Annotated in this window: 7 protein-coding genes; 4 read left to right on the top strand and 3 right to left on the bottom strand. The window is 44.8% G+C overall.

The window, feature by feature from the left end; all coding sequences use genetic code 11:
• Positions 1 to 174 precede the first annotated feature (174 nt).
• Positions 175 to 885: an HAD-IA family hydrolase gene (locus tag JMX70_RS05720; protein ID WP_201590344.1), complete on the bottom strand. Its 711-nt coding sequence runs from the start codon at positions 883 to 885 to the stop codon at positions 175 to 177.
• Between the two features lie 167 nt (positions 886 to 1052).
• Positions 1053 to 2078, bottom strand: coding sequence for an RluA family pseudouridine synthase (locus JMX70_RS05715; protein ID WP_223808566.1), 1026 nt, complete (start codon positions 2076 to 2078; stop codon positions 1053 to 1055).
• Positions 2079 to 3329: 1251 nt separating this feature from the next.
• Between JMX70_RS05715 and JMX70_RS05710 the strand changes: the two genes are divergently transcribed.
• A complete protein-coding gene (locus JMX70_RS05710) occupies positions 3330 to 7655 on the top strand; it encodes an Rne/Rng family ribonuclease (protein ID WP_201590342.1) in 4326 nt (1441 codons plus the stop codon).
• 206 nt (positions 7656 to 7861) lie between these two features.
• Here the strand turns inward: JMX70_RS05710 and JMX70_RS05705 are convergent, their stop codons facing one another.
• Positions 7862 to 8785, bottom strand: a complete 924-nt coding sequence (locus JMX70_RS05705) for a DUF808 domain-containing protein (protein ID WP_201590339.1) — start codon at positions 8783 to 8785, stop codon at positions 7862 to 7864.
• Between the two features lie 414 nt (positions 8786 to 9199).
• On the opposite strand from JMX70_RS05705, the gene JMX70_RS05700 reads away from it, so the two are divergent.
• The 3 genes from JMX70_RS05700 (at position 9200) to JMX70_RS05690 (ending at position 12952) form a co-directional block, all read left to right on the top strand.
• Positions 9200 to 10057 (top strand): DsbC family protein, encoded by an 858-nt coding sequence (locus JMX70_RS05700; RefSeq protein ID WP_201590336.1) that lies wholly within the window; start codon positions 9200 to 9202, stop codon positions 10055 to 10057.
• A 225-nt stretch (positions 10058 to 10282) separates the two neighbouring features.
• Positions 10283 to 11632 (top strand): homoserine dehydrogenase, encoded by a 1350-nt coding sequence (locus JMX70_RS05695; protein ID WP_201590333.1) that lies wholly within the window; start codon positions 10283 to 10285, stop codon positions 11630 to 11632.
• 138 nt (positions 11633 to 11770) lie between these two features.
• Complete coding sequence (locus tag JMX70_RS05690; protein WP_201590330.1) at positions 11771 to 12952, top strand: thiolase family protein; 1182 nt, start codon at positions 11771 to 11773, stop codon at positions 12950 to 12952.
• Positions 12953 to 13292: the final 340 nt, after the last annotated feature.

The raw sequence follows: 13292 nt of genomic DNA, 5'->3' as shown, positions 1-13292 counted from the left end.
GATGATTTAGAGGCTTATTTAAAGGCTAACCTGATTTAAAGACCGCCGCTTTTGCAAACGCTAAGCAGAAATTAAGAAGGGTTTATCATTTATAACGATAAACCCTTCTTTTATGGGTATTTTTTGAAAAATCTATTTGTTAAGATTAAATGAGGTTTTGGTTAAGCACTTAATTTATGCACATAACAATGCCACTAATTCTTGCGGCGTGTCCACTTGATAAGTTGGCTGCTCGGCAGCAAGCTCGCTGCTTGACGCTGTGCCATAATTGACCGCAATACTGGTCATGCCCAAACGATTGGCCATTTGTATATCGTAGATACTGTCACCGATAAATACTGCCTGCGAGATTGACTGCTTGGTGTAGTCTAAGATATCGCTCAGCATTTGCGGATCAGGTTTGGAGCCGGATTCATCAGCACAGCGCGTGATGGTAAAATAGTGATGGCTAGCAGAAGCCTCTAATACTCGATCTAGCCCCTTTCTTTTCTTACCAGTAGCGACCGCAAGCTGCTTATCTTGCTGCTTTAACGTCAGGAGCATATTTTCAATAGGCGCAAAAAATGGCGTACGATGGCTATTCGGAATATAGTATTCTGCATAGCTTTGCTGAATGGCGAGCTTTTGCGTATTGCTTGCTTGCGGATATAAAATCTCAATGCCGTGCATTAAACTTAACCCGATAATGTCTTTGACGGCCTGGTCTGTAGTCCTAAAGCCATGCGCCTCGCCCGCTATATGCATCGACTCAACGATTAGGCCAATCGAATCCATCAAGGTGCCATCCCAATCAAAAATGATCAGCGTTTTACCCGCTAAATGATGCTCGGCTGCTAATTCAGAAATATTGGTTGGCGCTGGTTTACTAGCGATAGATGCTGTCATGGGCTAACCCTTTAAAAATAACAAATGGCAAATATGAAAACGTCACAGGTACTTATTTGGCGAATGTATACGCAAATAAGCAACTGTGACGATTGTGTTAAATAGTCATTTCAAAACTGCATTGACTATCAGTCTTTAAACAGCCTTTAAAAAGAAATTTTTAAAACTTATTCAGGCAGCTGCATATCTGCTGGTAACCAATCTTTCATCTCATCTGGTAATGGCGCGGTAATGGTTTCATAGCCAGGAATATCTAAACGCCACGCATGTAAACACAAACGATGTACGCCCGATTTGTCATGCACATTGTATTTATCATCACCTAAAATAGCATGACCGATATGCGCCAAATGTACGCGAATTTGATGGGTGCGACCGGTCAAAGGTTTTGCTTCAAGCAGGCTCACTGGCTGATCGTTCAGCGTAAAGCGGCCATGCACAATGATATCGGTCTGGCTTTCTTTGGCTTGTGGGTCTTGCGCATCTACTTTTACGCGGCGCTCACCGCTAGCCAGCGTATAGCGCAGTAATGGCGCGTCGATACGCTGCTCATTGAGCGCAGGTTGACCTTTCGCTAGGCAAAGATAATGCTTTTGAATGGTTCTATCGACAAGATGCTGCTGGAGCACTTTTAACGCCGAGCGCTTTTTAGAAATCATCAGCAGACCTGAAGTATCTTTATCGATACGATGAATCAGCTCGAGATATTTTTTACCTGTCACTTCGCGCATGGCTTCAATAACGCCAAAATCTAAACCACTACCGCCATGCACAGCAATACCAGCAGGCTTATTAAGTACGATTAGACCCTCATCTTCGTAGACCACTCGCGCCAATAAGCTATTGGCAAATTCAGCGCTGATAATCGGTTTATCACGGGTCGCCAGCTGTACAGGCGCTATACGTACCACGTCTTCACGTTGCAATCTGTCATGCGCTTTACAGCGTTTATTATTAACGCGCACTTCGTCTGAGCGAATCATCTTGTAGATGTGGGATTTTGGCAAACCCTTTAGGCGATTGAGCAAAAAGTTGTCTAAGCGCTGGTCGTGCTGATGGCGCGTGACTTCAAGGTAATTGACCTTTTCAAAGTTACTGATTTCGTCGTCGGCACTTTGCGGGCGCGTTTTACTATTAAAGATAGCGGGCGCTTCGTGGATAGGCTGTTCGGTTGGCATTTTTGAGTTTGTCATTTTTTAGTTAGGTATTTACACAAAGATTTGCTATAGTTTAGCATGTTGAGCGCCAATTAAGCAGAGGCTGCGACAATAATTCCTTGTTGTTACAGACAATATTGCGCCGTTGCTACTACTGGTTAGTCAGGCAATGGCAGTTATAAAGGTTGCCAAACTTGTGCGTTTCATCTGATTTTAAGGGTGTTATATCCCTTGATATACCCTATAATGCCCCATAAATTGTAAGAACAACGCTGATAATTATCTATATATAGGATGTATCAGTACCCAAAATTTTTAGTACAACGTTTTTTAGTAATATAGTTTTTTATCAAGACAAAACACGCTGATATTAAACGACATCGCTTTGATGAATTGGCTAATAACCATTTTATCGCGCGATAACAACATAACATTTACTCACTACCGCCTAACCACGACTTATTTTGATAATTATTTATCACGCATAACTAATTATCAGCCAGTCCTTTAGCGCACAGTTGAGCAAGTATGGGTCGCTTAGAGCCAGAATCGAGCATCATTGATTGATTATCGATAGCTGCCTAAGTATTGGTGGTCAAACAGAGCACGCGAAGTAGGATAGACAAGAGACACCGCGCCGATAAGCCGGTCATTTATTCTGTTTGCCAAGTACGCCCCGCTGATGATTAGAGCAGCGCCACCTAGCTTTGAGTTACCCCAGATATTTTTGACGTGATAGCCAAAAGAACGATAAATAAAGAATGACCAATTGCTTTACCTAAAAGGATAACCGCTGCACGGTACTGTTTTATGCACTAGCACTTACCGATAAAACAGTTCTTTATTAACAGCGCTATGATTGCTAGACCTTGATTGATTAATTGTGACAACACGATGCTTTTTTGGTAATTGTGACCTCTTAAATCTCAGTCCTTATCCATCGCCGCCCTTACAAGGTGTGCGGATTAAACTTGGATAAATGACTGTCAAAAAGACCACAAACCCGCACGTGCCTTAATCGTTAGACCAAGCCTACTCATAATATGATATAGATAGTAGCTTTACACCCTACCTTATCTATACGAACGTTACCGACATTAGCAGGATAAATGGCTAATACATTTTAGGTTAACAGCAGTGACGAAAAGCTCATGTGCTTGCCGATATTTCTGCTTTACGTTCTCCCGCTCATTAACATCTACTCAGGTTAATTTACCCTTAACCGCACTTGCTCCCCTGCCCGAAAGCCTGCCCCGTCGTTGTTATGCGTACTCATAGGATTCAAACATGAAACGCATTTTAATCAACGCTACTCAAAACGAAGAAATTCGCGTTGCCCTTTGTAAAGGTAATCATCTTTACGATTTCGATTTAGAAAACCGTACCCGCGAGCAAAAAAAATCCAACATTTATAAAGGTCACGTTACCCGTGTCGAGCCATCGCTTGAAGCGGTATTTGTCGAATATGGCTCACAGCGTCAAGGCTTTTTGCCGATTCGTGAAATCTCTGCTGAATATCTAAGCGGCAATCCACGCGATGAAAACATCAAAAAATTGATCAAAGAAGGCGATGAGCTTATCGTCCAAGTCGAAAAAGAAGAGCGCGGCAATAAAGGCGCAGCGCTTTCGACTTATGTCTCTTTGGCAGGGCGTTATTTGGTGTTGATGCCAAACAACCCTCGTGGCGGCGGTATTTCGCGTCAAATCTCGGGCAAATTACGCGAAGATATGAAGCGCATGCTCAGCAATCTTGATTTGCCAAAAGGCATGAGTGTCATCATTCGTACTGCTGGTATTGGCAAGACCCAAGAAGACTTGCAACACGATTTAAATCACTTGCTTAATATCTGGCAAGCCATCCAAGAGCAAAATCAAAAATATCCGTCTCCGCGTTTGGTACACCAAGAAGCGGGCGTTGTCACCCGTGCTGTACGTGATTATCTACGCGATGATATTAGCGAGATTTGGATTGATAACGAAAACGCCTACATTGAAGCGGCCGGTTTTATCGATGCCGTGATGCCAAAACAAGCAGAAAAATTGCGCAAATATACCGATTATGAGCCGATGTTTTCGCGCTTTAATATCGAAAAGCAGATTGAAACGGCTTATCAACGTGAAGTTCGCTTGCCATCAGGGGGCTCAATCGTTATTGACCAAACGGAAGCACTAGTTTCTATTGATATCAACTCAGCAAAATCGACCAAAGGCTCAGATGTTGCTGAAACTGCCTATCATACCAATTTAGAAGCAGCCGATGAGATTGCGCGTCAATTGCGCCTGCGTGATATGGGCGGTTTGATTGTCATTGACTTCATTGATATGAATGACAATAAGCACCAAAAAGAAGTGGAAAAACGTCTGGTTGATGCGACCAAATATGACCGCGCGCGTGTACAGTTTGGTGATATTTCTAAATTTGGTTTGATGGAAATGAGCCGTCAGCGTCTGCGTCCATCACTCGAGGAATCAACTGGCTATATCTGCCCGCGCTGTCACGGTAATGGCATGATTCGTGATTTGCGCTCGTTATCACTGTCAATTATGCGTCAAATTGAACAAATCGCCTTAAAAGAACGTCAAGGCGAAGTACAGGCCGAAGTGCCAACCGATATCGCGGCTTTCTTGCTAAATGAGAAACGCGATAGCTTGGTTTATTTGGAGCAAGACAGCGGTACGCGTATCACGATTTTGCCACACGCGCATTTAGAATCGCCAAACTTTAAGCTGCACTTTAATCGTGATGGTTTTGCCCCATCGAGCTATGAGCGTATTACCGATACCCAGCAACAAGAGCACAGCGACCTAGGTTATAACGTCGATTGGCAGACCGCTGATTCAGTGCGCCCTGAGCAGCAGCCGACGCGTCAGCCACGTCAAGCAGCTGATAATAGCAGCAATAAAAACAGTCAAACGACTCCTCGTGCCAACAGTCAGCAGAAAAACACGACCAGTCATAGCAATGACCATCGTAGCAATGCTAATGCTAATGCTAATGCTAATGCTAATGCTAATGCTAATGCTAATGCTAATGCTAATGCTGCTGCACCAGCACGTGCGCCGCAACCACAAACTCAATCACAAACGCAGTCAAAAAACGCGCCAACTGTTGCGACTACCGCGCCGCCAGTCGCTTCGAAAAACAACAACGCGACTGCTGCCCAACCGCAAGCAGTCGCTTGGTTATCGAATTTATTTGCCCAAGCGCCGCAAGCATCGACGACGCCTAAGGTCAGTAGTCGTGATGCTGCCGAAGCCATTGAAGCACTGGTAAATACGGGCGCTCAAAGTCTTGGTTCGTTTGGACAAATAGATAGCAGCGCTTTAGATGCTAACGCTCAAGCCACAGTAGCACCGCAAACGGCAAGCAATCAGCAGAACACTGAGCAACAGCTGAATACTAATCGTCAGCAAGCTGCTAATAGCAATACCGATGATAACAACGACGCTGAAGACAGAAGAAGACGTAAACCGCGTAAATCAAGACCTTCTAAAACGCGTCAAAGAAAAGAGCAGTCAGATGAGTCCAATGGTAATGCTGCTAGCAACAACGTAGACGACAGCCGCTCAACCGGCACTGACGACAAGCAGGCTGATAGTCAAGATAAACGTCAGCATGATAATCGACGCACCAACGACCGTAATCGCAACAACCGTCAAGACAGTGGTCGTAATGGACATGACAATAGCAATAGCGAGCACAATGACGCTGCTAGGAAAGACGCTAATACCACAGATGAGCAAACGCGTGCCAAGCGTAAATCAAATAGCCAGCGCTCCTCACGCGGAAAAATTGAGCGCGGTGAGACGTTAAGTGCGAATAACGAGCACAGCAATAAAGAGACCAGTCATAGCAATGACAAAAATCAGACCAGTACCCGCCGCAACCAAGACCCTAATGAAGTGGTGTTACAGGTCAATGAAGCGGCTACGGAGCTCAAGTCACCCGAAGTTGTGCATTTGTCTTTAGATGACAGCAAATCGGTAACAGCAACGCGCCAAGCGCCTGAAAAGCAAAGCGCTGAGAAAGCTAGCAATGAAGCTGATAAGCAGAAAGCAAGTAAGGAAGACAGCACTCCGGAAAATGCGGATAAGCAGGAAGCCGTTGAGCAAATGACTGACAGTCAAGCTGCTAAAAACAGCCGTGACTCGGTTGATAGTAGTCCAAAAACCAGTACGCAAACTGTGACTGCCGACGCTGCTAAAAGTGACAATCCTGCAAGTGCCGATGCGGTGGTAGCGGCAGCAAAAATGGACGACGCTAAGACAAGCACCACTGAAGACAAAGTACAAAAGTCTGACGCTAACTCTGTAGACGAGCGTAATGTCGAGGCTACACAACCAGCAGCGGATGAGCAATCGACCTCTAAAAGTCGTAGTGCTGTCAAAACTAGCGACAAAGCTGATGATGTAGCACCTACCGAAGCGCAGAAAACTGCTGCTGATGTTGATGCTAATACAGATAATACTGATAGTAGCAATCAAGCAGCGTTTGAGCTTGACCATCAAGCTTTATTTGCCAAGCGTTATGTAACGGCTGAAAAGTTCGGTCAAGCCAGCAATGATCCTCGCGTGGTTCGTCGTCAGCAGGCTCAAGCCTCGACAACTACAGCATCGGATAATCAATCGCCTGTGGTAAATGAGCAACGCGCTGTGAACGTTCCAGCTATCCGCGGCACAGTTGGCGAGTTTATCCGCGCAACCCTACCAGAGGCGCAAGCGCGTTTAGCCGCTGAAGGTGTGATCAATTGCTTTAATGCGGCTATCGCTTTGCACCTAGAGCAAGCTAACGCTGTTAACGAGAAGGTAGATAGTAACAACGAGTCTAAAGTCGAGACTGGCAAAACTGCCAAGCAAGATTTTGACTTCAGTAACTATGGTTATGAGCCTTTAGCAGCGGATTATCTCGCAAGCTTTGAGGCGATGACGCAAGCCGCCAGTCAGTTTGCCGCAGCACAGGGTAAAACAGCCGTTGAGCCGCGCCCTATTAGCAAGCGGGCGAGCAACGACCCACGTGGTCAGCATCCTGACTATCAGGAGCCAGCTGCAACCACAGTCGCCGAAGCGCCTAAAAATAATGCTTTAGCAGCCAACAGCAATGCTGACGTTGACGTTAACATTGACGCTCAGAATATAGATGCGACTGCGCTGGCCAATCAAAGTCAGACAGAAGATGTCAGCGCTGATAGTGAAGAGCTGCTAAAAGTAGAGCAAGCACTAGAAGCAGAGAACGCTGAGCAACCTGAGGTTAATGCTGTAGCAGCGGACAACGTTGAAGTAGCAGATACTGAAGCTAAAGCTGCTGATGCTGAGTCTGATGTCGAGCAAAGCGAAAACGAGCAAGCGTCTGAGTCAACTGAACAGCTATCTGAGCAAGCGACAAAAGAGGAAATTCAGGCGGCGAAGTCAAAAACGACCATCGCCAGTTATAAAAACATGATCGAAAACGTGGCCGAGCAATTACTGCCACAAAAAGGCATGTTTAATTTAACGACGCCAAAAGTGCCAAAAGCGCGGACGCGTAAGCCGAAAGCGGAGCATAAAAAGCCGACGCAAGCGGAAAAATCAGAAACTGATGGCTCAGGTGCTGATGACTCCGATAGCGAAAGCTAATAGCCGTTATAAATGCTCTTTTATAAAATATCAAAGCCCCAAAGTTGTTAGCAACTTTGGGGCTTTTCTATGAATATAGCTTTATAACGATCTTTTAAAGTAGAAATATCCTAAAAAACGCGACGGTATTGCTGATATCAATATTACTTTTCACTCACTATATATCAATGCCACGTTTTGATAATCCTAATCTTCGAAAAACAAACTTAATGGGTAGAAGGCTCGTCTTTATGACGTATCTTATTGATAACCGTAAATAGCGCAACGATAGCAGCGCCAATAATAAAACCGATAACGCCATTTAATAAGGCAGTGGTAAAGCTTTCAAACACCCCAGTCAAATGGGCAATGTCTTCAACTTCATGATGCAAAAAGTTAATACCGTGTACCAAAATACCGCCACCGACTAAAAACATCGCCAAAGTACCAGCGATAGATAAAAACTTCATCAGTTTGGGTGCTGCCGCAAATAAAATCTTACCGACTTTTTGAGTAAAATCGCCATCTTTCTCCATCATATGTAGACCTAAGTCATCAATTTTGACGATGCCCGCGACCAAACCATAAATACCAACAGTAATACCGATGGCTAAAATAGACAGCACCAAACTACGCTGTAGCAAAGTAGCTGTAGCCGTCGCACCAAGCGCAATAACAATAATTTCTGCCGATAAGATAAAATCAGTACGCACCGCCCCTTTGATTTTTTCTTTTTCAAAGGCGACCAAATCAACGTTTTGATCTGCGTTGGCTTGCCGACGGGCATTTTGCTCTTCATCATCTGGCAGGGCATGCGGCCAAAAGCGATGAATGACTTTTTCAGCGCCTTCATAAACCAAAAACAAGCCGCCACACATCAGCAAAAAGGTGATTAAAGGCGGATAAATGGCGCTGATAAGGATGGCTGCTGGTACCAAAATAAGCTTATTAATGAACGAGCCTTTAGCAACCGCCCAAACGACTGGCAGCTCACGATTTGCTGTGACGCCGGTGACCTGCTCGGCATTCAACGCCAAATCATCACCCAATACCCCCGCGGTTTTTTTGGCGGCGACCTTAGTCATGACCGAAACGTCATCGAGTATCACACTGATATCATCAAGTAGGGTTAATAAACTGGCACCAGCCATAGGGTCTCCTTAGAAAGTTAGAAAGAAAAATAATAATAGAAAAATTATTTTAATGAATAATTTAATGTTGATGACAGTAGCCTGCCTACACATAAACCTAGATGAAATAGTGCAAATGTATTTTATATCGGCTTTTTAATGGCTATTTGTAAATAATACATTTGCCGATAATATTTACCGTTAATAAAGTTGACAATGTCAACAAATAGCCTTTGGTGGTTATTTCTAAAAATATGTTAATATAACCAGTATTGCTACTTATCTTTTATTATCAATAAATTGCCCCCTTGTCCTTGAAATATATCGCTCTGACAACAAAATCTAGCGTATACGGGATAAGCGTTCATACACCATCTATGTCCCTGTTTTTATATCTATATCTTGCTTAGGCATCACCGCCTAAAGGAAATATCTATGTTTTTACCTTCTTTCTCTAAAGCCACCCCTGCTCGCGCTATGTTTTCACGCAAGCCTTTATCACGGATGGTGATGGGCGCATTGCTGGTCGTGGTGGCAGCAGGCTGCTCGAATAATGCGGCAGATGCGACCAGCAATACAGGTATCGTCAATAGCGCTAATGCCAAAGTCAGCACCGCACAAGTCGCCGATAATGATGCAGCAGTGGTCAAAGCCTTACAAACAAATCTAAAAGCCTCAGGGATTGAAGAAGAAATCATTTCAGCCGTACCAACGGATATGGACGATATTTACTGGGTAACGGCATCGGGCTTACCATCGTTTTTTACCGATAAATCTGGCAAACATATTATCCAAGGACAAATCATCGCCGTTGGGCAAGAAGCGCCAGTTGATATCAGTGGTGCTTTGGTTGCCAAAACCGCGCAAGAGGCGCTAAAAGCAGTCGACAAAAAAGACATGATTATTTATCCTGCTAAAGGCGAAACCAAGTCTGTCGTGTATTCCTTTACCGATGCCGATTGTCCTTATTGCACCAAGCTCCATGAAGAGATAGATGACATCAATGCGCGTGGTATTGAAGTGCGTTATTTGGCATGGCCGCGCAGCGAAGGCAGTATTCCAAAAATGGAAGCCATCTGGTGTAGCGAAGATCGTATTGCCGCCATGAATCAGGCAAAAATGGGCGCTAACGTCCAAGCTCCTAGCTGTAATAGTCCGGTAAAATCGCAAATCGAGCTTGGTATGGCACTGGGCGTCCGTGGTACCCCCGCTATCTTTACCGAGTCTGGACAACAAATCGGTGGTTATTTACCGGCTGCACAATTGGCACAAACAGCGATTGATGCCAGCTAGTCGTTTGCCCTGATATTATTGACTTTGGCGACAGTGAGTTTGGGTAGACGCCACAAGCGCTTGTCGGTATGATACGATAAAGCGCTTGGCGATATTAGTCGTATATTTTTACACCGTTCTTCCTTATATCAGCACTCTTTATATCAACCCTTTTATATCAGCGTTTTTATGTAAGAGCCTGTATAGAAGCATTCTTATCCAACTCTATAATCTCTTGAGGATACTGTGAGCAAATCCATCAAACTAGCGATACTTGGTCTCGGCACCGTCGGAACGGGCGTGATCAACCTAATCAATGATAATTTAGATGAGTTAAAACGCCGTAGCGGACGCGATATTGTGATTACCGAAGTCGGTACCCGTCGTCAGCGCGATGATATCGACCCTAACATTATTCAAAACAGTGACTTGATGGCAGCCGCTGCCAGTGACAATGTCGATATTGTCATCGAAGTGATTGGCGGTACGACGTTGGCTAAAGACGTGATTATGCATGCCATCAAAAACGGCAAACATGTGGTCACCGCCAATAAAGCGCTGCTCGCTGAACATGGCAATGAGATTTTTGCCTTTGCGGAAGCCCACAACGTACATGTTGCTTATGAAGCAGCAGTGGCAGGCGGTATTCCAATTATTAAAGTCATGCGCGAAGGCCTTGCTGCCAATAAGATTGAGTGGTTAGCGGGTATCATTAATGGTACTGGCAACTTTATCATGACCGAAATGCGTGATAAAGGTCGCCCGTTTGCCGATGTATTGAAAGAGGCGCAAGAGCTTGGCTATGCCGAAGCCGATCCGACTTTTGATGTTGAAGGCATTGATGCTGCTCATAAGCTCGCCCTTCTTGCCTCTATTGCCTTTGGGATTCCGCTACAGTTTGACAAAGTTTACTGTGAAGGTATTACTGGTATTACTTTACAGGACGTCAACTACGCTGAAGAGCTTGGCTATCGCATCAAGCATCTAGGCTTTGCTGTACGCCGTGAAGGCGATGGCTCAGGTGACAATAGTACGGCGGGTATTGAGCTGCGCGTCCATCCGACGCTTATTCCACAAAATGCCCTACTTGCCAACGTTAATGGCGTCAAAAATGCGGTACTGGTCAATTCTCACCCGCTTGGACAAACGCTCTATTGCGGCGATGGCGCCGGTGCCGGTGCAACCGCTTCTGCGGTGATGGCCGATGTGATGGATTTGGTTCGTGTTCTTGGTAGTAAAGATAGCAACAATGAAAGCACGAATGGTCACCATGTGCCACATTTAGCCTTTATTCCAGAACAATTATCAGACACGCCTATCTTACGCGCTGAGCAAATGATTACCGGTTATTATCTGCGTGTACATGCGCATGACAATCCTGGGGTATTGGCTGATATCACGCGCATCTTAAGCGATGCGGGTATCAATATCGATGCCATTTTACAAAAACCCGCCCATAAACTTGGTCAAGTACCGGTAATTATCTTGACGCTGCCTGTGGTTGAAAGTCAGATGAATATTGCCATTGAAAAAATCGAAAAGCTCGATACTATTACTGATAAAGTAGTGCGTATCCGCTTAGATGAGCTGGCGTAATTTATCCAGCGCTTAAGCTGTATGACTCATTAAGCCAGACCGCTATTAGTACCTAAGCGGATGGCTTTAGCTTAACTGTTTTATTTTAATGATTAAAAATAGCACTTTCGTTTCAAAACCTAAAAGGGAAGAAGAATAATGTCAAATGATGCAATTGTAATTTTAAACGGCGCACGTACTCCAATGGGCGGCTTTCAAGGCGCACTTAAAGACATGAGCGCCACAGAATTGGGCGCTGCTGCTATTAAAGCCGCTGTTGAGCGTTCAGGCGTAAGCGTTGATAATATTGATGAAGTCATCATGGGCTGTATCTTGACCGCCGGTCTTGGCCAAGGCCCTGCCCGTCAAGCCATGCGTAAAGCAGGTCTAAATGATGCTACTGGTGCCGTTACCATTAATAAACTTTGTGGTTCAGGTCTAAAAGCGGTCATGCAAGCGCACGACGGTATTAAAGCGGGCAGCTTTAACGTGGCAGTTGCAGGCGGCATGGAATCGATGACCAATGCTCCTTATATTATGCCAGGGTCGCGCGGCGGCTATCGCATGGGACATAAAGAAGTCAAAGACCATATGTTCTTAGACGGTCTAGAAGACGCTGAAACTGGTAAGCTGATGGGTCAATTTGCCCAAGAAATGGCCAATGAAAAAGGCTATACGCGTGAGCAAATGGATGATTTTGCCATTGAGTCGCTTAACCGTGCGTTGACAGCCATTAAAGATGGTCATTTTAAAGATGAAGTTACGCCAGTTACTTTCAAAACTCGTAAAGGCGAGCAAAGCGTCGATACTGATGAGCAGCCAGCCCTTGCCAATGCGGAGCGTATCCCTACCCTACGCCCAGCTTTCGCTAAAGACGGTACGATTACCGCGGCAAACGCCAGCTCAATCTCAGACGGCGCGGCAGCTGTCGTAATGATGAAAGAGTCACAAGCAAAAGAGGAAGGCTTAGATTATCAAGCACGTATCGTAGCCGCTGCTTCTCATTCACGTCATCCAAGCGAATTTACCATTGCTCCAGTTGGCGCGATTGAGAAAGTATTGGACAAAGCAGGCTGGTCAGTTGCTGATGTCGACCTATGGGAAATCAACGAAGCATTTGCCATGGTAACGATGGCTGCGATGGATGAGCTCAACATCGAGCACGCTAAAGTCAACGTCGAAGGCGGCGCTTGTGCCCTTGGCCATCCTGTAGGCTGTTCAGGTGCGCGTATCTTAGTGACGCTTATCAACTCGCTAAAACGTACGGGCGGCAAAAAAGGCGTCGCAACCTTGTGTATCGGTGGTGGTGAAGCGGTTGCCGTGGCGATTGAACTGGCTTAATTTTAAACCGTTTAACCTTTTAACTTCTTAAATTTTAGCGCCTTAAAAAATTTTAAGACTTTAATATTGAGTTAATAGTTCTAAGCGTTAACTGATTTTCTTACTATTTAAAAGCCGCATGGCATTTGGCTATGCGGTTTTTTTACGCTTAAAACTTACAAATCACAGAAATTTGTTTATTGCTGTAAGAAAGCCTTAACTTAAATTTATATAGTGATAGTGAGTTTTACAGCCTATTACACGCAATTACCTCAAGTGCACACTTTGCTACCTTGCTCATATATCTCATTGAAAACTGCACTGTTACGATATGAACAAGTTACTGGAAAGGCTATTTACT

Origin of the sequence: Psychrobacter pulmonis (genome assembly GCF_904846465.1) — a bacterium.
Lineage (GTDB): Bacteria > Pseudomonadota > Gammaproteobacteria > Pseudomonadales > Moraxellaceae > Psychrobacter > Psychrobacter faecalis.
Note: the sequence above shows the minus strand (reverse complement) of the source record. Positions and strands in the feature narration are given on the sequence as shown.